The organism is Sphingomonas sp. SL1004 (assembly GCF_057815015.1).
Window position 1 is genome coordinate 2568997 of the sequence record NZ_JBYMUX010000001.1, and the last position, 22940, is coordinate 2591936.

Consider the following 22940-nt stretch of genomic DNA (forward strand, 5'->3'; position numbering starts at 1 on the left):
TGCTTATACGGCAATTCGGCTAATCTCCAGGCCAAGCCTCGACCGGCCAATCCCGCGCAGTATGGATCACATGCAGGATCGATATCTCCTCCCGATCGCCGCGCACCGTGATCGCATAGGCAATCACGTACGCCAGCCCCGTCACCGATTTCTCGAAAGTACCGCCAACCCTCCCCGGACGCCCGGTCGGGATAGCGCCTAGCGCCGCCCCCGCATCACCGATCCGAGCCGCAACCCGGTGCGCGGCGTCAGGGTTATCCGCTGCAATATAGACGAGTTGCGATGTCAGATCGTCCAGTGCATCGCGGGACCAGACGACGGTCCGAGTCAACCACCCGCCTTGTCGCCAACCTTGTCGCCAACCTTGTCGCCAACCTTGTCGACCGCCGCATGAAGCGCACGCACGGCATCGTCATGCCCGATCACCCGACCAGCCTCGACGTCATCGAGCCCACGCCGAATACCCGCGACGACGGCAAGCTCACGATCGACATATCCCGAGACGGCCAGCGCCGCGAGATCCGAAGGACTCTGCTGCGTATCCTGCGCCAACCGCCCCAGCCGCGCCTTGAGCGCCGACGTCACCCTGATCGTCATCGTCGTGCTGCCGCTCATCACCTAAACTTCGCTCCAGACGTCACGGCACATACCACAGCGCCGGAATTGCACCAACGCGCGGACGCATGACGATGCCAAACAGCCCTGCTGAATTGCCCGCAGCCTGCAACTCGCCCAGAGCAAAAGCAGCATGTTTCCCCGCGAAGGCGGGGATCCAGTCTGGGCTCCCGCCTTCGCGGGAGAACAAGAGGGTGCCAGCGATCATCGCACGGGCATCGGCAATCCCTCGTTAGGTTATTCTGGACAGTGTTGATGGCGGATCGCTTGGCGACCGTGACACGTCATGCAGGAATGGAGAACCACGCGCGATAATGCAGGTCGCGCTAGGCGTGTTATAATCGCCTGAGGCTGAGGCTGAGGCTGAGGCTGAGGCTGAGGCCGGGCATACGGTGAGAACAGCGCTCACTCTTGTCCGAATTGCCCTTTCGAAAATCTCTATTAATTTTTCGGCTTCGCGTTCTTTGCATCGTGTCTTGTACGGTCGATCCAAGCAGCAAAATCGATGCCCCTCTCCGTGATAACATATACGCGCTGCGCAGCAGTACGAGACGTGATGCTGAGCAATCGATGAGTGACTAGAACCGAGTAAACATTCTGCTCAAACCATTTAGTTCGCGGCTTGGTCGGCGTGGTAACAGTCGCGCCACGAACATAGTTGCTTACGTTGGCGACGAAAAGTGCTAATATAGATCGCTCTATTTCTTCGTTTGAATCAGATATATCCGCCGGAACTGTAACCTTTTGAGACAACAAGAGTTTTGATAATGGCAAAAATCCGTCATCATCTGACGACTTTGGAGCCAGATCATCTTGCTTAACTCGTGCGTCAGAAAGTTCTCCTTTAAGGAGGCGCACTTGATCTGTAAGCTCCGATATCTGCTTATAAAGCGGGTTGGGATCAACAACAGCGCTGCCCTGCACCCAGCCAATAAGATCTTCACGGCCCGCAAAGTCAATTAGATTCTCTAAAACATAGCTTCTTATATCACGAGGATCGTTGTATATAGAGCACATTTTGCCAAGAACTTTATCTTTGAAGTTATTTAGCTTTTCAGGGTTTTCCTGCTCAACAAATTTACCGCCTGTTTCTTTTAGCTTTGCATCGAATGCACTTGGTCCCATTACTAACGAAAAGTACGGCTTGCCGGTAGATACAGCGTAATCATACTCTACTTCGGTGTACCCGTCCTTTGAAGTCGGCTCAAGCGAACCGTAGCGAGTCCCAAGGATCAGCATATAGACGTCGGACTGGTCAATCCACTTTTTAATGACTTCAAGCTGCGATTGGTCACCAGCCGAAAACAATTCCATTCCTGCTGGGATATGACCGGCCTTTAATATGGCTGCTACAGCAGCTTGACGCTCTTCTACCAAGTCAGTGTACGTACTTGAGACAAAGACCTGTAGCTTCCGCACAGCAACCATTAGCCATCCCCTTATTGTTCGTTCGTACGATGCGATACATGGAAAGACGTCAAGATACGACACGTAGGTCGGGTTGCTTGCGTCTTACCTCACCTAGTACAAAGGGCTAACACAACATCCCGACGCAAAAAGATATATCCTTTGTTTTTCGATGCTTACGAGGATTTCACCGATCCCCCTCGGCTTCACCGGCGGGCACCAATCTGCGAGACTCAGTTGAACAGTCAGCGCTCTGATGGCCGGCAGCCCAGCCAGCAAATACGACCTATCACGCAAAACTGCAGTCGCGCCCACCGAAACGACCGCTACGGCCCTCACCTTGTAGGCACAGGCTCCGCGCCCGAATAATCATAAAACCCGCGCTTCGTCTTCCGTCCAAACCACCCAGCCTCGACATACTTCACCAGCAACGGCGCCGGCCGGAACTTCGGATCGCCCGTCCCCTCGAACAGCACGCGCGTGATTTCCAGGCACGTATCCAGCCCGATGAAATCGGCCAGCGTCAGCGGCCCCATCGGATGGTTCAGGCCCAACTGGCACGCGAGATCGATGTCGCGCACGCTCGCCACGCCCTCGCCAAGCGCAAAGCACGCCTCGTTGATCATCGGCATCAGCACGCGGTTGACGATGAAGCCCGGTGCGTCGTTCGCATGCACCACCTGCTTGCCGAGCGCTTGCGCAAACGCCTCGACCGCCGCCACCGTGGCGTCCGACGTCGCCAGCCCCCGGATCAGTTCGATCGGCCGCATCACCGGCACCGGGTTGAAGAAATGCACCCCCATGAACCGCGCCGCATCGGGCGCCGCCTGCGCGAGGCGCGTGATCGGGATCGACGACGTGTTCGACGCCAGGATTGCATCCGGCCCCAGCACCTTGCCGACCTCGGCGAAGATCTGGCGCTTCACCGCCTCGCGCTCGGTCGCCGCCTCGACCACGATCGCACAGTCGCCCATGTCGGCAACGCTCGCGACCGGCTCGATCAGCGTCAGCGCGTCGTCACGCTCGCGCGACCCGATCTTCTCCTTCTCGACCAGCCGGCCAAGCGTCTTGGCGATCCCCGCCTTGCCCTTGGTTGCCGCCTCCAGCGACACGTCCGCCAGCAGCACGCGGTACCCCGCCTGCGCCGACACCTGCGCGATCCCCGCGCCCATCTGCCCTGCACCAATCACGCCGATCGTCTGCATTTCGCTCTCCTAAGTCGTTGCCCCTCCCTAGCCGCTTTTCCCCGCGCTGCCAGAGCGCTACGCTGCAGCAATGCTGTGCAAACCGATCTTTTCCGCCCTCACGCCCCTCCTAGCGCTGCCGCTGATGACAGCCTGTTCGCTAAGCCAGCCCGCGCCGCAGCCCAAAGCCGAACCCGCGTCCGAGGCAAAGACAGAACTCGCTCCCGTCGCCCCGGCGGTACCACAGCCGACCCCCACCACCGACACGCACGCGCCACCCAAGCCCGGCGCCACGAAGACCTTCGCCGACTGGACCGCCGGCTGCGACAACACGCTTCGCTGCACGCTCGCCTCGCTTCTCCCGGACGCGAGCATCGGCCAGGACACGCTCACCCTCAACCTCGTGCGAGAGCCCGGCCCGGTCGCGAACGGCGGCGGCAGGATGTCGCTGGCGATCGAAACCCGCAACGACCAGGCCGCCACCAAGCGCCCGCCCGCCAGCTTCACCGTCGACGGCCAGCGCATAGCCCTGCGCGACGCCGCCGCCCTCGCTGCCGCGATCGCCAACGCCCAATCGCTCAAGATCCTCGACGCGAGCGGCGCCACGCTGGCCACGCTCTCGCTCAAAGGCGCCGCCGCCGCGCTCCGCTACATCGACGCACAACAAGGCCGCGCGGGCAGCACCGACGCGATCGTCGCCAAGGGCCCCGCCCCGTCTAGCGCCCCCATGCCAGCTCTCCCCGTCATCACCGCGCTCGCGCCGTCGGGCGCCGCCGCCAAGCTCACCCCCGCGCAGATCGCGACGATGCGCAAACGCGGCTCCTGCGAGCTCGGCAATTTCCCCTCCGGCGCAGACCCCGAACTGTTCGCCCCCGAAGTCCACGCGCTCGGCGGCGGCAAGTCGCTCGCGATCCTCCCCTGCTCGACCGGCGCGTACAATCTGATCGGCGCGCTCTTCATCATCGACGGCGCGAAGATCACGCCGGCGCAAACCGACGCTCCCTCCGGCTTCGAGGAAACCGGCGCCGACTCCGCAACGCCCCTGAAGAGCGTCGTCAACGGCAGTTTCGAGAATGGCATCCTCACCAGCTACGCCAAGGGCCGCGGCCTGGGCGACTGCGGCGTGCACCAAAGCTTCGTCTGGGACGCTACCCGCTTCCGCCTCTCCGAACAGTCCGAGATGGGCGAATGCCGCGGCAACATCGACTACATCACGACGTGGCGCGCAAAGGTGGTGCGCTCCTGACCGGCTCCATTCCCTTCAAGGGAGGGTCGAGGTGGGCCATGCCCAAACAGCGCGTCTTCACAAAGAATGGTCAGGCCCGAATGATACGAGCGGCGTAACATCCTCGTTTTGCGTAATGTGCCTGCAGATATGCGACCTCGGGGTCGCTGAAGAAGCGTTCGATCAGCGGAATCAGTAATTCACCGTCCGACAGGTCGGCATCCACCATCTCCCCATCCTCGCTGAAGGCACGCAGCGAGATCGACCGAATGCGCATCGCCTCTGGAATGGCATCGATCATGTCCAGCGCAACCGTTGCACCCTCGCGGACGAAGATAGCGTGCCGCGACCGATATGGCGTGGCGGCGGGCTGATGTTCGTAGTTGAGCAGGATGGCGCACTCCCCGATTGCCATATCGCGGACGTCGATGCGGTCGGGAAAGCCGGGTTTTGCATCCACGACATACCGCCTTGCCCCTGCGGCAGCCAAATCCTCATCCGACAGTGCGTAGAGGTGGCGGAACTGATCGGGATCGAGCCCCAATACGCGAAACGACATGCCGAGCTCCTACAAGACGGCCGTCTTCATGGCGCACTCGATAGTCACCGGCGTCCCGTTTGTTGCGCTCGAAATGGATATCGCCCTTGTCCCGATCGAATGTCGGCAATGTCTGGGGGATGCGGGCGTCACGTCAATCGCGATCGCCCCCTAATCAGGGCGCGGGCCGCTCCACCTGGGCCTCGGCCAGATACACGCCGAACAGCCCTTCCGGATCGGTCCACGCCGCGACCGGCGTCCATCCGCCCGATCGCAACAGGATCCGCGCATCGCGCGCACCATACTTATGCGAATTTTCGGTGTGTATCGTCTCGCCCGCAGTCATTTCGAACGATCGTCCATCGACGGTAAACGCCACGTCTCGCACTGCCTCCAGATGCATCTCGATCCGTGCGCGGTCGTCGTTCCACACGGCCTTATGCCGGAACGCATCGATCGGAATATCGCCGCCGAGTTCGCGGTTGATCCGCTCGAGCAGATTGAGGTTGAACGCTGCCGTCACACCCTGCGCATCGTCATACGCCGGCACCAGCACGTCTTCGCCCTTGATCCGGTCCATCCCGATCAACAGCATCGCGCCGACACCAAGCGACGATCGCATCGCACGCAGCAGATCGACCGCCATCAGCGGGATCATGTTGCCGATCGTCGATCCCGGGAAGAAACCGAGCTTGGGCGTCTCCGCGATCGTCTTCGGCAGGCTCAGCGGCCGCATGAAATCGGCCTCGAACGGCAGCACCAGCAGGTCGGGGAACTGCTCGCCCAGCACCTTCGACGACTCACGCAGGAAATCCCCCGAGATATCGATCGGCACATAGACGGAGGGCGCGACCGCATCGAGCAGGATCGGCGTCTTGGTCGACGATCCCGATCCGAATTCGACGACCGCCCGGCCCTCGCCGGCGATCTTGGCGACCTCCGGACACGCGGTCTCGAGGATCGATCGCTCGGTCCGCGTCGGGTAATATTCGGGCAGATCGGTAATCTTCTCGAACAGTTCCGAGCCGCGCCGATCGTAGAACCACCGCGCCGGGATCGCCCGCGGCCGGCGCGTGAGTCCGTCCAGTACGTCCGCGCGGAATTGTGGATCGGCAAGCGTCTGCTGGCCGTCCTCGATCTCAGGCTTCAACATCAGATATCTTTCGCGAGGCGCACGCCGGTGAACTGCCACCGTTGGTGCGGATAGAAGAAATTGCGGTAGCTCGCCCGTGCATGGCCACGCGGGGTCGCACAGCTCCCGCCGCGCAGGATGAACTGCGAGCTCATGAACTTGCCGTTATATTCGCCGACCGCGCCTGCCGCGGTCACGAACCCGGGATAGGGACGGTACGCGCTGCCGGTCCATTCCCAGACATCGCCGAAGAATGCCGGTCCGCCCGCGGATGGCCGAGGCTCGACCGGGCCAGCGACATCCATCTGGTTGCCACCGGACGCGTCGTGCGAGGCCGCCGCCGCCTCCCATTCGAACTCGGTCGGCAACCGCGCGCCGGCCCAGCTCGCATAGGCATCCGCCTCGAAAAAGCTCACATGCGTCACCGGCGCCGCCGGATCGATCGCCCGCCGCCCGTCGAGCCCGAACCGCGTCCAGCCAGACTCGCCCTGCTCCCAATACAGCGGCGCGACGATGCCCTCGGCCTTTACCCACGCCCAGCCATCCGCCAGCCAATGCCGCGCTTCGGTATAGCCGCCATCCGCAATAAACGCCGCCCATTCGCCATTCGTCACGGTCCGGTCGGCAAGTGCGTGCGGCGCCAGCAGCGCGGCATGCCGAGGCCCTTCGCAATCGAACGCGAAGTCGTCGCCGTCATGACCGACGTCGACGATCCCGCCGTGATGCGCGATCCAGCCGATCGCACCCGGCATTTCCACCGGCACCTTGCGCGGCGCCGGCCACATCGCCGGCTCCAGCGGATTTTCCGAAAACATGTGGAGGATGTCGGTCACCAGCAATTCCTGGTGCTGCTCCTCGTGATGGCAACCGAGCGCCACCAATGCCTGCGCCTCGTCCGGCAAACCCGGCAACGCATCAAGCAGCGCCGCGTCGACATACGCCCGATACGCGCGCACCTCGTCGAGCGACGGCCGCGTCACCATCCCGCGCCGATCGCGTGCGTGCCGCCGCCCCTCGGCCTCGTAGTAGCTGTTGAACAGGAACGGGAAACGCTCGTCGTGCAGCGCATAGCCGGCGAGATGATCGCGCAACACGAACGTCTCGAAGAACCAGGTCGTGTGCGCGAGATGCCACTTCGTCGGCGACGCGTCGGGCATCGACTGCACCGTCGCATCGGCATCGGACAGCGGCTTGGCCAGATCCAGTGAAAGTGCGCGAACCTTCGCGAACCGATCCGCCAACGCGGACTGCGGCAGTGGCGATGCATGGGGGCGAACGGGATTCGGCATCGGCTTTCCTTCAATTCGGCCCGATCCGTACGGTGGACCATACGGTGCTCGAACGAAGGCGCACCTAGTCGCGCGTAGCCCCCGGTCGCCATAGAACGTCGCCGGCCCCGTTTTGGTTCACCGCGCGCGACGCAACGAACAGGAAATCCGAAAGCCGGTTAACATACGCTAATGCCGCCGGATTTAGGGCCATGTCCTCGACGGCAACGGCCGAGCGCTCGGCCCGCCGGGTGATCGCGCGCGCCAGATGCAGCGCCGCGGCCTGCGGTGACCCGCCCGGCAGGATGAAGCTGCGCAGCGGCGCGAGATGTTCGTTCATCGCGTCGATCTCGCGTTCCAGCCGCTCGACCTGAGAGGGCACGATCCGCAACACCATCTCCGACGGCGCAAAGCCATCCTCGCCCGCCCCCGCTGTCGCAGGTGTCGCCAGATCGGCACCGAGATCGAACAGATCGTTCTGGATCCGCTCCAGTGCGGCGGCCAGCGGATCGCTGCCCAGCGCAACCACCGCGACGCCGATCGCCGAGTTCGCCTCGTCGACATCGCCGATCGCCTGCATCAGCGCACTCGCCTTCGACACCCGCGATCCGTCGACCAGCCCGGTCGTGCCGTCATCGCCGGTCCGCGTGTAGATCTTGTTCAGCTTGACCATCGGTCGATTCCTTCTGTCCGACCATGCTGTGCCACAAGTCCGTCACCCCAGCGAAAGCTGGGGTATCCCTCGTGGCTCGCGACATCCGCCTAACGTCGAGATCCCAGCTTGCGCTGGGATGACGGTGGTTAGGAAAGCGCGTTAGACCCTAGTTCCGCCCCGCCGCGAACAGGATCACCACCACGATCAGGATCGCCAGCGCCTGGAAGAAGATCCGCTGCTGCATCATCCGATTCGATTTCAGCGACGCCGCACTAGGGCCGTTGCCGTCGCGCACCTGCGCGGTACCCTCCTGCAGGAACGACACGACGCCCCGCACCAGAGCCACGACGGTCGCGATCATCGCCGCGATCAGGAGGATGACGAGGAATGTGTTCATGCATCGAATGTAAGCGCGTGCGGCGGCGCTAGCAATGCCGCGATGCGTGTTGTGAATGGCCGCAAGATGCGCGCAAATGCTGTATGTTATACCTGACGCTGAAAGCCCTGATCTCGGGCATCCTCATCGCCGCCGCGTCGGAGATCGCCAAGCGCTATCCCGGCTTCGGCGCGCTCGTGGCGTCGCTGCCCCTGGTGTCCGTGCTCGGCATGATCTGGCTGTGGCACGACAAGCCCGACCCACGGACGATGGCCGCACACGCCGGCGCGACCTTCTGGTACGTGCTCCCCTCGCTGCCGATGTTCCTGCTGATCCCCGCGCTGCTCCGCCACGGCGTACCGTTCTGGGTGTCGCTGGTAGCGGGCTGTGCGCTGACGATCGCGCTGTATGCGATGATGACGTGGGCGGCGCCGAGGCTGGGGATCGAGCTTTAGCGCACTAATTAAAACACCACCCCGGCGAAGGCCGGGGCCCAATTGGGAAAGCCAGGGTAATGAAGCGATCAGCCTCATCACAACTGTCCCCCAATTGGGCCCCGGCCTCCGCCGGGGTGGCAGCTGAGAAGCGTCGCACCTTCCCCCTGTTTCCCCGCGAAGGCGGGGACCCAGTCTGGGCTCCCGCCTTCGCGGGAGAACAAGGAAGTGCAGATTGCGAGCCGTTAAAGGCCACCGTGATCGGAGGATATTCGCACCATATAGTTCAGGTGCTCACCGGGGGGTCGCGAGCCGATCCCCAGCCCGCACCCGAGCCGCCAACGCAACCCCATCCTCCCCCGCCGCCCGCATCTCCGCCAGCGACACCGCCCCATCCCGCTTCGCCAACCGCCGCCCCTCGGCATCCACCACCAGCGGATGATGATGGTACGCCGGCACCGGCAACCCGAACAAAGCCTGCAACACCCGGTGCACATCCGTCGCCGCGAACAGATCCACCCCGCGCACAACATCCGTCACCCCCTGCGCGGCATCGTCGAGCGTCACCGCCAGATGATAACTCGCCGGCGCATCCTTCCGCGCCAGCACGACGTCCCCCTGCGCCAACGGGTCGGCCACGACCCACCCCGCCGCCGCATCATGCCACGCCAGCGCGCCGACCTCCGCCACCACCTTCGCCATATCCAGCCGCCAGCAACACGCCCCCGTCCGCGCCGCAATCTCCGCCGCCGACAGCCCCCGACAAATTCCCGGATAGGCCGGCCCGACCTCCCCCTGCGGCGCCGAAGCACTCGCCGCGATCTCGGCACGCGTACAGAAACACGGATAGACCAGCCCCCGCGCCTTCAACCCCTCCAGCGCCGCATCATACGTCGCCAGCCGCTCCGACTGGAACACGAGCTCGTCCCACGACAACCCAAGCCACGCCAGATCCTCGATAATCCCTGCAACAAACTCCGGCCGGCTCCGCGTCCCGTCGATATCCTCGATCCGCAGCACGAACCGCCCGCCCCGCGCCCGCGCGAAATCATGCGCGCGGATCGCCGACACCGCGTGCCCCAGATGCAGCCGCCCGGTCGGGCTCGGCGCGAACCGCGTCACGACGCTCACCACGCTTGACCTGACGCCGTGCGCCGTGCTGTCATGCCGCTGTCATCGCCATCGTCCATAGGGCGCTCTGCGAAGCCTGAGTGGGAGGAGCCGTGTTTCACCCCGATCTGATACGCCATCCGGATGGTTGTCCGGCGCTTGTGCTCAATGCCGATTACACGCCGCTCTCTTACTATCCGCTCAGCGTCTGGCCGTGGCAAACCGCGGTCAAGGCTGTGTTCCTCGACCGCGTCGACATCGTCGCCACCTATGAACGCGAAGTCCGCAGCGCCAATTTCGCGCTGAAGCTGCCCTCGGTGATCGCGCTCAAGCAGTTCGTCCGACCGTCGCAATTTCCCGCCTTCACCCGCTTCAACCTGTTCCTGCGCGACAAGTTCACCTGCCAATATTGCGGCAAGCTGCGCGATCTCACCTTCGACCATGTGGTGCCGCGCGCGCAAGGCGGTCGTACCACGTGGGAGAACGTCGTCACCGCCTGCTCCCCCTGCAACCTCAAGAAAGGCGGCCGCACGCCAAAACAGGCGGCGATGCCGCTCCACATCGAGGCGATCCGCCCGACCAACTGGCATCTCCAGGAACACGGCCGCAGCTTCCCGCCCAACTACCTGCACGACACGTGGCACGACTGGCTCTATTGGGACGTTGAACTCGAGGCCTGACGGCATCGATACGACGGGAGATTCTATGCAGGTGAAACTGGTGGCGGCGCTCGCCGCGACGGGACTTTTTGTGTCCGCATGCGGCAACAAGGACGAGCAGCGCGCGCAGGCCGACGCCAACGCGGTAGGCTTCGTGCCCCCCTCAGTAACCTCGCGCCTAGATTTCGGCGCGAGCATGGAACGCCGTTTCCGCACGCTAGACCGCAACGCCGACGACCGAATAACCAAGGACGAACTGCCATCGCCCAACGCGCGGATCAAGGCGTTCGACCGCAACAAGGACGGCATCATTACCGCGATCGAGTGGAGCGAAGGCACGCTCGCCTGGTTCGACAGGATGGACCTGAACCATGACGGCACGGTCACCTCGGAAGAGCGGGCGGAGTCGCGCAAGCGCTGATCGACGCAATTAAGTGTCGACGACGACCGGTTAGACACGACAAATATACCGCATGAGGTTGACCTGATCCCTGCCGCAGCGCAGCAGGGAATCATGGCAAGCCTCCCCGCAATCGCGAACAATTCCGACATCCGGTTCCTCGGCAAAGTGCTCGGCGACGTCATCCGCGCCTATGGCGGCGAGCGGCTGTTCGAAGCCACCGAGACGATCCGCAAAGCCTCGGTCGAGCGCCACCGCGACGCCTCCGAAGGCAAGCCCGGCGACGATCGCGCGGTCGACCTCAGCCTCGAAAAGCTCAGCCTCGACGAAACGCTCGACTTCGTCCGCGGCTTTATGCTGTTCTCGATGCTCGCCAATCTCGCCGAGGACCGCCAAGGCATCGCTGCGGAAGACGGCGCCGACCTAGCCTCCGCGATCGCCCAACTCGAATCCGAAGGCATAGACCGCACCCAGATCCGCACGCTGCTCGACCACGCGCTGATCGCCCCCGTGCTCACCGCGCATCCGACCGAAGTCCGCCGCAAAAGCATGATCGACCACCGCAACCGCATTGCCGAGCTGATGGGCTTGCGCGATCTCGGCCGCGACACCACGCCCGACGGCGACAGCGTCGACGACGCGATCCTCCGCCAGATCGCTTTGCTCTGGCAGACGCGCGTCCTGCGCCGCGACCGCCTCTACGTCACCGACGAGGTCGACACCGCGCTCAGCTACCTGCGCGACGTGTTCCTCCCCGCGCTCCCCGCGCTTTACCAGCGCTGGGACCGCGCCCTCGGCGAACGCACGCCCAGTTTCTTGCGCCCCGGCAGCTGGATCGGCGGCGACCGCGACGGGAACCCGTACGTCACCGCCGACTCGCTCAAGACCGCGCTGTCGAAGGCGAGCGAAGCCGTGCTCGGCTACTACTGCGACGCGGTGCACGCACTAGGCGCCGAACTCTCGATCTCGACCGAGCACGCCCCCGCCGATGCCGCGGTCCAGGCGCTCGCCGACGCCAGCGGCGACGATGCCGCCAGCCGCAGCGACGAGCCCTATCGCCGCGCACTCTCCGGCATCTACGCGCGCCTGTCCGCGACGCACGATGCGCTCACCGGCAAGCACGCCCCCCGCCCAGGCCGCCTCACCGGCGAGCCCTATGCGAGCCCCGCCGACTTCCGCGCCGACCTCGTCACGCTTGCGCACGGCCTCGGCATCGCGCTGAAGACCGGCGGCGCACTCGGCCGGCTGATCCGCGCGGTCGAGACGTTCGGCTTCCACCTCGCCACCTTGGACCTCCGCCAGAACAGCGCCGTCCACGAACGCGTCGTCGCCGAACTGCTCAAGGTGGCCGGGGTCGAGGACGAGTACCTCGCGCTCGACGAAGACGCCCGCGTCGCGCTGCTCCGCCGCGAACTCGCCAACGCCCGCCCGCTCACCTCGCGCTTTGCCGAATACACCGACGAGACGGCGGGCGAACTCGCGATCGTCCAGGCCGCTGCCGACGCACACGCCGCCTACGGCCCCGCGTGCATCACCAACTACATCGTCTCGATGGCGCAGTCGGTCAGCGACCTGCTCGAAGTGAACCTCCTGCTCAAGGAAGTCGGCCTCTACCGCCCGGGCGAAACCCCGACCGCCGCGATCATGGCGGTCCCGCTGTTCGAGACGATCGGCGATCTCGAAGCCGCCCCCGCCGTCATGACCGCGTGGTTCGCGCTCCCCGAGATCGCGACCATCTCGAAGGCGCGCGGCCATCAGGAAGTGATGATCGGCTATTCGGACAGCAACAAGGACGGGGGATATCTCACCTCCACCTGGCAGCTCTCGAAAGCCTCGACCGCGCTCAAACCCGTCTTCGCAGCCGCCGGCGTCGGCATGCAACTGTTCCACGGTCGCGGCGGCGCGGTCGGGCGCGGCGGCGGCTCGGCGTTCCGCGCGATCCGCGCGCAGCCCTCGGGCACCGTCCAGGGCCGCATCCGCATCACCGAGCAGGGCGAAGTGATCGCCGCGAAATACGGCACGCGCGACGCCGCGATGACCAACCTCGAAGCGATCGCGTCGGCCACGTTGCTCGCAAGCCTCGAACCCGAACGCCTCTCCAATGCCGACAACGCCAGCTTCTCCGCGGCAATGGACACGCTTAGCGACACCGCGTTCCACAGCTACCGCGACCTTGTCTACGGTACGGAAGGCTTCCGCACCTTCTTCCGCCAGATGACGCCGATCGCCGAGATCGCCGGGCTCAAGATCGGCAGCCGCCCCGCCAGCCGCACCAAGTCCGACCGCATCGAAGACCTCCGCGCGATCCCTTGGGTGTTCAGCTGGGCGCAGGCGCGCGTCATGCTCCCCGGCTGGTACGGGGTCGGCCGCGCGATCGCCGATTTCGAGGACAAGGCGCTGCTGAAGGACATGGCGCAAGGCTGGCCGCTCTTCGCCTCCGCGCTGGCGAACCTGGAGATGGTGCTCGCCAAGTCCGACATCGGCATCGCCGAACGCTATGCCGGGCTCGTCGAGGACGACAAGCTCCGCGAGATCTTCACCACGATCCGCGACGGCTGGCACCAGACCCACGACGGGCTCCTCGCGGTAACAGGCCAGTCCCGCCTGCTCGAAAAGCACCCCGCGCTAGACGCCTCGATCCGCCTCCGCCTCCCCTATATCGAGCCGCTCAACCTCCTCCAGATCGAACTGATCAAACGTCGCCGAGCAGGCGAGGACGATCCCCGCATCGGCGAAGGCATCCTCCTATCCATCAACGCCATCGCCACCGCCCTGCGAAACAGCGGCTAAAAACTCCCTCGCCCCTCCGGGGAGAGGGAAGGGGCCCGCCGCGCTTGCGGTGGGAAGGGAGAGGGGTGTTGGGATGGACGTCCCGAGCCTCACGCCCCTCACCCTTCCGCTCCTGCGTCGCTCCCTCCCTCTCCCCGGAGGGGCGAGGGACTAGGAGTAAAACGGCGCAGCCACATCCTCGCGCACCCGCATCAGCCGCCCCGTCGCGCGGTCCAGCAAAGCCCAGGTCGTAACCGCCTCCAGCTTCACCCGCCCATCATCGCCGACAAACCGAACATGCCGATCGAACCGAGCCCCCTTAGGCGCCCCCTCGACCCAAGTCTCACCGACAACCGTTTCCCCCGAAACGACACTCCCGCGGTAATCGATCTCATGCCGCGTCACGACCCACACATAGGCCAGCTTATGCTCGGCCGGCGCCACAGCCTCCCAATGTGCGGTCGCAATCGACTGGATCCACTGCACCCAGACCGCATTGTTCACATGCCCAAGCTCGTCGATATCCGCGTCCTGCGCCGTGATCGAGAGCGTGAACCGGCTCACCCCGCGACGCCCAGCTGCCACAGCACGAACGCATGTTCCTCCGCGCCCTCACGCAGCGACTCGAACCGCCCCGACTTGCCGCCATGCCCCGCGCCCATGTTGGTCTTGAGCAGCAGCACATTATCGTCGGTCTTCATCAACCGCAGCTTCGCCGCCCACTTCGCCGGCTCCCAATAGGTCACACGCGGATCGTTGAGCCCGCCGGAAATAAACATCGGCGGATAGTCCTGCGCCTTCACGTTGTCGTACGGCGAATACGACCGGATCAACTCGAACGCCGCCTTATCCTCGATCGGGTTCCCCCACTCAGGCCACTCGCCCGGCGTCAGCGGCAGGCTCTCGTCGAGCATCGTGTTGAGCACATCGACGAACGGCACATCCGCGATCACCGCACCCCAAAGCTCGGGGTCCGAATTGACCACCGCCCCCATCAGCTCGCCACCCGCAGACCGCCCCGCGATCGCGATCTTCCCCGCCGACGTCCACTGCGCATCGACCAGCGCCTTCGCCACATCGACGAAATCGTTGAACGTATTCGCGCGCTTCTCCAGCTTGCCATCGAGATACCATTGCTGGCCCAGGTCATCGCCGCCCCGAATATGCGCGATCGCATAGGCGAACCCGCGATCGAGCAGGCTCATCCGCCCGGTCGAGAAGCCCGGCGGGATCGCATAGCCGTACGCGCCATACGCATAGAGGAACAACGGCGCCGACCCGTCGCGCACGAACCCGGCCGGATACACGATCGACACCGGGATCTCGGTCCCGTCCCGCGCGACGATCTTCAGCCGCTCGGTAGCGTATTTCGCGGCGTCGTAGCCGCTCGGGATCTCCTGCACCTTGAGCATCGTCCGCTCACCGGTATCGACGTCATAGTCGTACACCGTCCCCGGCGTGACCATCGACTCATACCCAAGCCGCAACACGGTCATGTCGTACTCGGGATTATCCCCCAGCCCAGCGACATAGCTCGCCTCGGGGAAGTCGATCCGCTTGCCCTCGGTCGGCGTCTCGTACCGGTGGATCGCGATCTGATCCAAGCCGTCCTCGCGCCCATCGACCACGAAGAAGTCCTGATAACACTCGACACCCGTCATATAGAAATGTGGCGAGGCCGGAATCAGCTCGCTCCACGCATCCGGCTCCTCGACCAGCGCGGTGCAAAGCCGGAAATTCGGATCGACGTCGTTGGTATGGATGAACAGCGTCCCGTCATGCTCGTCCACATCATATTCGCGGCCCACCTTCCGCGCCGACACGAGGATCGGCACCGCCAGAGGCTCATGCGCCGGCAGCAGGTACAGCTCGCTCGTCACATGATCGCTGGTCGCAATCACGATCCACTTGCGCGAACTCGTCTCACCGACGCCGACGCGAAAACCCTCGTCTTCCTCGTGGAACAGCACGACATCCTCGGAGATCGGCGTCCCCAACCGGTGGAACCGCGCATTGTCCGTCCGCCACTGCTCGTTCGCCAGCCCGTACAGGAAGCCCGCATCGTCCGCGGTCCAGACGATCTCGCTGAGCATCCCCGGGATCACGTCGGGCAGATGCTCGCCGGTATCCAGGTCCTTGACCCGAACCTCGAACCGCTCGCTCCCATTGTCGTCGATCGCATAAGCGAGATAGCGCCCGTCATTGCTGACCGAGAACGCCCCGAGCCGGAAATACTCATGCCCCTCCGCCAGCGCCGGCTCGTCGAGCAACAGCTCGTCGTCACCACCCGCGGCCGGCTTGCGCCACCATTTCTTGTACTGCCCGCCGGTCTCGTACGCGGTCCAGTAGAGCCAATCCCCATCCTTCTGCGGCACCGAGGATTCGTCCTCCTTGATGCGCGCCTTCATCTCTTCATAGATCGTGTCGGTGAGCGCTTCGTGCGGCGCCATCTGCTCTTCGAAATACACATTCTCGGCGGCGAGATACGCCAGCACGTCGGCGTCATCGACCTCCGGATAGTTCGGATCCTTCAGCCACGCATAGGGATCCTCGATCGTCACGCCATGCGTGGTGAAGCTGTGCGGGCGCTGTTCGGCGATGGGGGGCGTGGTCATGCAGCGGTGTTAGCCGCGCCGCGGGTGGAAGCCAAACGCCGTGGCATCGGGGAGAACCGATCCCCGCCACAACCACCACCCCGGCGAAGGCCGGGGCCCAATTGGAAAGGTCGCAGTAACTGCGCGCAATCCCTCGTCACCATCGTCCCCCAATTGGGCCCCGGCCTCCGCCGGGGTGGTGCGATTGGTGCGAGCGACCGTGACCCAATCCTGTTTCCCCGCGAAGGCGGGGACCCAGTCTGGGCTCCCGCCTTCGCGGGAGAACAAGGAACAGGAACCTGCGATAGCCGCTAAGAACACCACCCCGGCGGAGGCCGGGGCCCAGTTGGAAAGATCACCGTAACGAAGTGCGGTCCTCAGCCATCACCGCTCCGACTAGCCACGTCCTACCTCGGGAAAATGGTCGAAAGTACCGGCCAACGCTGCAAGCGCATTCCCTCCCCCGCCCGCACCTGTCCTACACATCTGCTTTCTGTCACAACCCCCGGCATGGCCGTGACCGCCCAATCCGCGCCCATATCGATGCCGTCGCACCCGTCCACAACGCCCACCGGATGCATGTATTGAAACCTCGCCAGCGTCTGCACTTTCTGTACTTCACTTTTGACGAGAGACCGAACCGATGACCCCGACCGCCCGCTTGGCCGACCGCCTCGCCGCCCTCCGTGCCCAGCTAACCACCGATAATCTCGACGGTTTCGTCATTCCCCTCACCGACGAACACATGAGCGAATATGTCGGCGGCTACGCGCAGCGCCTCGCCTGGCTCACCGGCTTCGGCGGCTCGGCCGGCACAGCCGTCGTCCTCGCCGACCGAGCCGCGATCTTCACCGACGGTCGCTACACGATCCAGGTCCGCGAACAGGTCGACGGCGCGCAGTGGGACTATGCCGACGTCCCCCAGACCAGCCCCGCCGCCTGGCTCGCCAAGCACGCCCCCGAAGGCGGCCGGATCGGCTACGACCCGTGGCTCCACACCGGCACCTGGGTCGCCGACGCCACCACCGCCCTCGCCGACCGCGGCGCGACGCTGGTAGCGGTCGAAGCCAACCCCATCGACGCGATCTGGACCGACCGCCCCGCCCCCTCGCCCGCCAAGCTGACCGTCCAGCCCGACCAGTTCACCGGCGCCTCCTCCGCCGAAAAGCGTGCAAAAATCGCCGACTGGCTCTCCGAGCAGAACGCCGACGCGGTCGTCCTCACCGCACTCGACTCCATCGCCTGGGCGCTCAACGTCCGCGGCGGCGACGTCGACCACACCCCCGTCGCGCTGTCCTACGCGATCGTGAGCGCGGACGGCACCACCGACCTTTTCGTCGCCCCCGACAAGCTCGACGACACCGTCCGCCAGCATCTCGGCAACGCGGTCCGCCTCCACGACCGCACCGCCTTCGCCCCAGCCCTCGGCACCTATGCCGGCAAGCGCGTCGCCGCCGACCCCGAGCGCGCGGTCGCGGCAATCACGCAAGCACTCCAGGCCGGCGGCGCTAAGATCCTCCCGCTGCGCGACCCCGTCGTCCTCGCCAAGGCGATCAAGAACCCGATCGAGATCGCCGGCCACCGCGCCGCCTCGGCCCGCGACGGCGCCGCGCTCGCGCGCTTCCTCCGCTGGGTCGAAATCGAATGCGTGAAGGGGGGCCAGACCGAACTCAGCGCCGCCGCCAAGCTGCTCGCCTTCCGCGAACAGACCGGCGTCCTGAAGGACACCTCGTTCGACACGATCTCCGCCACCGGCCCCCACGGCGCGATCCCGCACTACCACGTCACCGAGGAGTCGAGCGCGCCGATCGAACCCGGCCAGCTCTACCTGATCGACTCCGGCGGCCAATATGCGGACGGCACTACCGACGTTACGCGCGTGATGCCGATCGGCGAACCGACCGAAGAGATGCGCGACCGCTTCACCCGCGTCCTCAAGGGTCACATCGGCATCGCCACGGCGGTCTTCCCCGACGGCACGATGGGCGGCCAGATCGACGCCTTCGCCCGCCGTCCGCTTTGGGAAGCCGGCCTCGATTTCGGCCACGGCACAGGCCACGGCGTCGGTTCGTATCTTGCGGTCCACGAAGGCCCACAGCGGATCGCCTCGCCCAACTACCCGGGCGGAGCCGCGATGGAACCCTTACGCGCCGGCATGATGCTCTCCAACGAGCCCGGCTATTACAAAGCCGGCGAATACGGCATCCGCATCGAGAATCTGATCCTGATCGAGCCCCGCGCGATCCCCGGTGCCGACCGCGAGGTGCTCGGCTTCGAGACGCTCACCTTCTGCCCGATCGAACGCACGCTGATCGAGCCGACGCTTCTGACCGCGGCAGAGCGCCAATGGGTCGACGATTATCACACGCAGGTGCTGGCGGTCTTGACCCCCGAAATGACCGACGCTGAAGACCGCGCGTGGCTGACCGCCAAGTGCGCGCCTCTCAGCTAGAAGGCTCGTCCTTGATCGCAGGCGCAGCCCCGACGGCACGCGCCTGCGCCTTGCGCCGCCGCAAATTCTCGCGCAGCGCAGCCGCCATCCGTTCGGCCTTCTCCGCCGCCTTTCGATCCCGGTCATCCATAAATCCGCCCTACATTGTGGCGGGACCGCTTGACAATCATCCCGCCCTCGTCTCTTAGCCCCACTCCGCCGGCAGCGATGCCGACGAGTGCTGCCGTAGCTCAGTGGTAGAGCGCATCCTTGGTAAGGCTGAGGTCGTGAGTTCAATCCTCACCGGCAGCACCATTCTTTTCATGTAGATCAACGCGTTGCAACTTTCCCTTCGGGGGCCCCCACGTGATTTTATCCTGGTCCCTCCGCGCGAGCGTGGACTACCTTCCGTACAATTCGGAATTTGCACCGCATCGCCGGCGTTGGCCGACCGATAGGATCTTCCTACCGAAGTCCAAACGGAACGGTCCTTCAGCATCTTCGATGACATGAAAACCACGACATTTGAAAGAAATTGCTCAACTCATTTGGCCCAGGCGATAGCCAATAGATGACAAGTAATTTAATCGCCTGAACTCTACTGGCTGCTATCCGCTATGGAAAAAGGAGTTGGTCATGCTGAAACGAATCGTCGGCCGCGCCAAATGCTGCGTTGGACTACATCGTCGATCACGCAGTCGAACTGTATTTCATGGCGGAGGAGCCGATACCAGTGTTTGTCGATACTGCGGAACGGCAATGAAAAGCAGCCCCGGCGGATGGGTCGTCGCCAGGGACTGACCATGCCCTACGCGACCACGTCCGAGCGATAGCCACACGCATTATCTGACTTGCGAGCATTGCAACTCGGTCGGGAGATCATTGCCCGTGGGGGCGCAGGGCGCAGGTTCGCCCCAGATCCACGATGATCCGAGATAGCCGAGATAGACGCGTCCGAACACATCAGGGTCGGCGCCGACCGCGCTGACCTGGTCGAGCGTACCCACCGGGAAATCGACCAGTCGTTGCCAGCTCTTCGCATCGTCGATCGAACGCCAGATGCCGTACTGGCCATCGACCTGTCCCGAGAGGAAGATGGTCGGATACGTGGCCCCCTTCGCGGCCTTGCCGAACGCGATGTCGTCGACACGCGTAACGTTTGCCATGGTCTGCCAACTGCCGCCGCCGTCGATGCTACGACGAAGCCCGGTGTCGCTGGCGTGTTCAAAGCCCGAGGTGAAGAACAGGTGACCGGCGTGACCTGGCACCGACCTAAGCTTGGCAGCAGCGTCGCTCGAGGGCGCGATTTCCCCTTCGAAGACCTTGTCCCAGCTCTTGGCACCATCGCGCGTCCGCCACAGCCCTTGCAGCGCGGCGTTTGCGCCCCCACCGCTGTGATAGAGATAGAAGGTGCTTGGCAGGGACTTGTCGGCGGTCAACGTCTTGCGCTGCAGCCAGTTGTCGCGGAACGAGCCGGGGGTGTCGCCGGACGCACCCGCCAGGTTCACAGCCGCCCAACTGCGTCCGCCATCGCTGGTGTAATAGGGCTGACGGTTCCACGCCGGTTGCCAGACGATGTTCTGCGCGTCGCTCGACGAGACCGCGATGGTGCCGAACGACATCCGCCAGGGGTCGCTCTCCTTCGTCCCAGGTGGTGTCGGTAAAGAGGCGAAGTTGGTCCACTTTCGGCCGCCGTCGGTGCTGGTGCCAGCCATCACCGCGTTGCCGTCCTCCGAGCAGCAGCCGAGCCGTGCATCGGACGCATTGGTGACGACGAAGCCGGGTTTGGCGGGGGTCCAGTCGAGCTGCTGCACCGACATCAGCGAGCGTTCGTTCGGCCCGAAAGTCGTCGAATAGCCGTTCAGATCGTCCTTCACGTGCATGCCGAAATCCCAGCCGGCGAAGATCGGCGAGCCACCTGGCGGCTGGATGACGTCGTTGGCGACCAGCTCCTCGATCCCGCGCGTCTGGCTGACCCAGTCGAGCGAGGCGGTGCCCGGCGGTACGTCGGCGTAGAATACGCCGGTTCCCGCCGCGACCCACAGCCGGTTCGCGACCGCGGGATCGAACATCAGGTCCGCAGTCGTGAAGAACGGCTGGTTCGCCACGCGCAGCCAGGGCGGATCGCCTGCGCCGACCTTGGCGGTGTGCGAGATGCTGTTCCAGTTCGCGCCGCCATCGGTACTCGTATACCCCTGCCCGCCGCGATCGACGACGATCACCTGATCCGCGCGGGGATTGGCGACGACGGCGGCATATTCGCGCACCGTGAGCCCCAGTTCCGCCGTCAGATCACGCCAACGTCCGGCCGAATAGGACCAGATCGACTTGGTGAGATCGTCGACGCCGAAGAACGTGCCACGCCGGTCGAACGTGCCGCGTTGAAGCGTAAGTGGTTGAGCGCCCGCCGCGGGCAGCGGCGAGAACGTCGCGCCGTTATCGCTCGACACGAACATGCCGTTCCCGGGTGACAGCGCAAACAGCCGCCCGGTCGGCTTGCCACCAGCGGGACGTTCGAACCACAGCATGATGCCCGGCGCCTGCACACCGGGATCGGTCTTGAGATCCTTGCTGGCTGGCACCGAGCCGACCCGCGCCCAGCTCGCGCCGGCATTCGTCGACCGCCACAGCCCAGCCGCGGGCGTACCCAGCAGGACGATATCGGGATTGGCCGGATCGACTGCCATGAACGGGCCGTGCAGGCGGTATTCGCTGTTAGCCTCCCAGGTCAGGGGAAACGGGCTGCCGGCGCTCGGCTGGACGAAATGCCGGCCGGTGTCGTCGGACCGATAGAGCCGCCCCTGCAACGCCATGTAGATGCGGTCGGCGCGCGACGGGGCGACCGCGATCTCGTACACGCCGCCCACGCCGCCGTTCTGCATGCGGTTGGCGGCGGGCATCGACGTTGCGGTGACCAACTGGCGCCAATGGTTCGCCGTGGCATCCCAGATATACGCGCCATAGACGTCGGTGCGCGCGACGAACGTCTTGCCCGACGCATCGCTCGACAGGCCGGAGATCATGCCGCCGCCGCCGATCGCGACATGCTTCCATTGATAGGTTTCGTTCGCGACCGGCGCACCGGCCTGCGACAGGGCGGGCGGCGGCGTGTGCGCCTGACCGGTACCGTGGAACCAGAACGCCGCGAGCCCGGCAGCAAGCGCCAGCAGGATCACGATTCCGACGATCCACGGCCAGCGCCGACGACGCGGTTTGACGAAATCCTGATATCGGACGGTGCGACGTTCACGTGGTTCCATCGAACTTCCTGCCGATCCCCGAACGTCGTTGCGATCAGTCACGCGTTCTGGTCGCCAGATAGTAGATCGCGACCGGGCTTGTCACCAGATAGCGCCAGCCCAGCCGCATCGGCTCGCGGGCGGCGCGGTAGAGCCATTCCAGCCCCGCCGCCTGCATCCAGGCAGGTGCACGCGAGACACCGCCGCCATAATGATCGAACAGCCCGCCGCAGGTCCGAATCCAGCCGACGCCGCCGAGCAAATGCCGATTGTCGACCGCGAACCGCTCCTGCGCCGGACTGCCCATCCCGACCCACAAGACGTCGGCGCCCGATGCGCGCACCTTCGCGCAAATTTCGGGAATGGCTTCGGGGGAGAAGAAACCGTGCCGCGTGCCGACCACCTTCAATCCGGGAAACCGGCTGCGCAGATGCTCCGCCGCCCGCGCGGCGACGCCGGGACGCGAGCCGAGAAAGAAGAAGCGAATGCCCTGGCTCGCCGCCAGCCCGGCCGCGTCGAGCAGGAAATCGGTCGTCGCAGTCCGCTCAGACAGCGGTTCGCGACACAGCAGGCGGCTGGCGAACACCAGTGGCATGCCGTCCGCATCGATAATGTCGGTGCCATCCATGAGTTGCCGATAGCGCGCGTCCCGGTTGTACGCGGCGACCACGCTGCCATTGGCGGAGGTCACAATGCGCGGGACAGGACGCCGTCCGCTCCGTGCGGCCCGTACGTCCGCCTGCATCAATTCCGCCAGTTCGTCTCGGCCGAGCCGAGCGATCTGCATTCCGCCGATCGTTGCGGTACGGACCTCGCGACCATCCTTCATATCGGTCTCGGATACGGTGGAAATGGCAGTAGCGTCGTTCTGACCGATAAGCGGCACGTCCCCCACCCGATCTTA

The 22940-nt window shown here is 64.7% G+C and carries 22 protein-coding genes and 1 tRNA gene; 7 read left to right on the top strand and 16 right to left on the bottom strand.

The features are described 5' to 3' along the window. Positions 1 to 19: 19 nt before the first annotated feature. From AC3D24_RS11545 to AC3D24_RS11565, 5 genes are all read right to left on the bottom strand, one after another. Complete coding sequence (locus AC3D24_RS11545) at positions 20 to 331, bottom strand: type II toxin-antitoxin system RelE/ParE family toxin (protein WP_489030758.1); 312 nt, start codon at positions 329 to 331, stop codon at positions 20 to 22. Then, a complete protein-coding gene (locus AC3D24_RS11550; protein WP_489030760.1) occupies positions 328 to 615 on the bottom strand; it encodes a CopG family ribbon-helix-helix protein in 288 nt (95 codons plus the stop codon). The genes AC3D24_RS11545 and AC3D24_RS11550 overlap by 4 nt, the downstream gene beginning before the upstream one ends. Positions 616 to 637: 22 nt before the next feature. Further along, positions 638 to 823 carry a hypothetical protein gene (locus AC3D24_RS11555; RefSeq protein ID WP_489030762.1) on the bottom strand — a complete coding sequence of 62 codons (186 nt, stop codon included), beginning with the start codon at positions 821 to 823 and terminating at the stop codon, positions 638 to 640. 233 nt (positions 824 to 1056) lie between these two features. Next, positions 1057 to 2043, bottom strand: a complete 987-nt coding sequence (locus tag AC3D24_RS11560) for a DUF4062 domain-containing protein (protein ID WP_489030764.1) — start codon at positions 2041 to 2043, stop codon at positions 1057 to 1059. A 314-nt stretch (positions 2044 to 2357) separates the two neighbouring features. Next, on the bottom strand, positions 2358 to 3227 hold the full coding sequence (locus AC3D24_RS11565) for a 3-hydroxyacyl-CoA dehydrogenase NAD-binding domain-containing protein (protein ID WP_489030766.1): 870 nt from the start codon (positions 3225 to 3227) through the stop codon (positions 2358 to 2360). Positions 3228 to 3351: 124 nt separating this feature from the next. Here AC3D24_RS11565 and AC3D24_RS11570 point away from each other — a divergent pair, with 124 nt between their 5' ends. Next, positions 3352 to 4452, top strand: a complete 1101-nt coding sequence (locus AC3D24_RS11570) for a DUF1176 domain-containing protein (protein WP_489030768.1) — start codon at positions 3352 to 3354, stop codon at positions 4450 to 4452. A gap of 70 nt (positions 4453 to 4522) precedes the next feature. Here AC3D24_RS11570 and AC3D24_RS11575 read toward each other — a convergent pair whose 3' ends face one another. The 5 genes from AC3D24_RS11575 to AC3D24_RS11595 form a co-directional block, all read right to left on the bottom strand. Then, positions 4523 to 4990 (bottom strand): DUF1203 domain-containing protein, encoded by a 468-nt coding sequence (locus AC3D24_RS11575; RefSeq protein WP_489030770.1) that lies wholly within the window; start codon positions 4988 to 4990, stop codon positions 4523 to 4525. A gap of 154 nt (positions 4991 to 5144) precedes the next feature. Further along, on the bottom strand, positions 5145 to 6122 hold the full coding sequence (gene egtD / locus AC3D24_RS11580; protein ID WP_489030772.1) for an L-histidine N(alpha)-methyltransferase: 978 nt from the start codon (positions 6120 to 6122) through the stop codon (positions 5145 to 5147). Next, positions 6122 to 7390 (bottom strand): ergothioneine biosynthesis protein EgtB, encoded by a 1269-nt coding sequence (gene egtB / locus AC3D24_RS11585; RefSeq protein WP_489030774.1) that lies wholly within the window; start codon positions 7388 to 7390, stop codon positions 6122 to 6124. Before egtB ends, egtD begins: the two co-directional genes overlap by 1 nt. Positions 7391 to 7454: 64 nt before the next feature. After that, complete coding sequence (locus AC3D24_RS11590) at positions 7455 to 8042, bottom strand: cob(I)yrinic acid a,c-diamide adenosyltransferase (protein WP_489030776.1); 588 nt, start codon at positions 8040 to 8042, stop codon at positions 7455 to 7457. Positions 8043 to 8190: 148 nt separating this feature from the next. Further along, the gene (locus tag AC3D24_RS11595) at positions 8191 to 8421 is read right to left on the bottom strand and encodes a twin transmembrane helix small protein (RefSeq protein WP_056052241.1); all 231 of its coding nucleotides are present in this window, start codon (positions 8419 to 8421) and stop codon (positions 8191 to 8193) included. An 83-nt stretch (positions 8422 to 8504) separates the two neighbouring features. On the opposite strand from AC3D24_RS11595, the gene AC3D24_RS11600 reads away from it, so the two are divergent. Next, complete coding sequence (locus AC3D24_RS11600; protein WP_489030778.1) at positions 8505 to 8855, top strand: DUF3147 family protein; 351 nt, start codon at positions 8505 to 8507, stop codon at positions 8853 to 8855. A gap of 273 nt (positions 8856 to 9128) precedes the next feature. On the opposite strand, the gene gluQRS is transcribed toward AC3D24_RS11600, so the two are convergent. Beyond that, positions 9129 to 9968 carry a tRNA glutamyl-Q(34) synthetase GluQRS gene (gene gluQRS / locus AC3D24_RS11605; protein ID WP_489030780.1) on the bottom strand — a complete coding sequence of 280 codons (840 nt, stop codon included), beginning with the start codon at positions 9966 to 9968 and terminating at the stop codon, positions 9129 to 9131. 89 nt (positions 9969 to 10057) lie between these two features. Between gluQRS and AC3D24_RS11610 the strand changes: the two genes are divergently transcribed. From AC3D24_RS11610 to ppc, 3 genes are all read left to right on the top strand, one after another. After that, a complete protein-coding gene (locus AC3D24_RS11610) occupies positions 10058 to 10624 on the top strand; it encodes an HNH endonuclease (RefSeq protein ID WP_423326253.1) in 567 nt (188 codons plus the stop codon). Positions 10625 to 10649: 25 nt separating this feature from the next. Next, a complete protein-coding gene (locus AC3D24_RS11615) occupies positions 10650 to 11024 on the top strand; it encodes an EF-hand domain-containing protein (RefSeq protein WP_489030782.1) in 375 nt (124 codons plus the stop codon). A gap of 93 nt (positions 11025 to 11117) precedes the next feature. Then, positions 11118 to 13793: a phosphoenolpyruvate carboxylase gene (ppc, locus tag AC3D24_RS11620; RefSeq protein ID WP_489030784.1), complete on the top strand. Its 2676-nt coding sequence runs from the start codon at positions 11118 to 11120 to the stop codon at positions 13791 to 13793. A 150-nt stretch (positions 13794 to 13943) separates the two neighbouring features. Here ppc and AC3D24_RS11625 read toward each other — a convergent pair whose 3' ends face one another. Both AC3D24_RS11625 and AC3D24_RS11630 read right to left on the bottom strand, forming a co-directional pair. Beyond that, positions 13944 to 14336 (bottom strand): acyl-CoA thioesterase, encoded by a 393-nt coding sequence (locus tag AC3D24_RS11625; protein ID WP_489030786.1) that lies wholly within the window; start codon positions 14334 to 14336, stop codon positions 13944 to 13946. Beyond that, positions 14333 to 16387 carry a S9 family peptidase gene (locus tag AC3D24_RS11630; protein WP_489030788.1) on the bottom strand — a complete coding sequence of 685 codons (2055 nt, stop codon included), beginning with the start codon at positions 16385 to 16387 and terminating at the stop codon, positions 14333 to 14335. Before AC3D24_RS11630 ends, AC3D24_RS11625 begins: the two co-directional genes overlap by 4 nt. Positions 16388 to 17009: 622 nt before the next feature. Here AC3D24_RS11630 and AC3D24_RS11635 point away from each other — a divergent pair. Beyond that, on the top strand, positions 17010 to 18818 hold the full coding sequence (locus tag AC3D24_RS11635; RefSeq protein ID WP_489030789.1) for an aminopeptidase P family protein: 1809 nt from the start codon (positions 17010 to 17012) through the stop codon (positions 18816 to 18818). Here AC3D24_RS11635 and AC3D24_RS11640 read toward each other — a convergent pair. Further along, a complete protein-coding gene (locus tag AC3D24_RS11640; protein WP_168371626.1) occupies positions 18811 to 18948 on the bottom strand; it encodes a hypothetical protein in 138 nt (45 codons plus the stop codon). The genes AC3D24_RS11635 and AC3D24_RS11640 overlap by 8 nt on opposite strands. A gap of 89 nt (positions 18949 to 19037) precedes the next feature. Between AC3D24_RS11640 and AC3D24_RS11645 the strand changes: the two genes are divergently transcribed. Continuing rightward, positions 19038 to 19112: transfer RNA gene (locus tag AC3D24_RS11645), tRNA-Thr, on the top strand. A 527-nt stretch (positions 19113 to 19639) separates the two neighbouring features. Here the strand turns inward: AC3D24_RS11645 and AC3D24_RS11650 are convergent. Then, complete coding sequence (locus tag AC3D24_RS11650) at positions 19640 to 22057, bottom strand: hypothetical protein (protein WP_489030791.1); 2418 nt, start codon at positions 22055 to 22057, stop codon at positions 19640 to 19642. Between the two features lie 34 nt (positions 22058 to 22091). After that, entirely contained in the window at positions 22092 to 22922 is an 831-nt protein-coding gene (locus tag AC3D24_RS11655) for a WecB/TagA/CpsF family glycosyltransferase (RefSeq protein ID WP_489030793.1), read from the bottom strand. Positions 22923 to 22940: the final 18 nt, after the last annotated feature.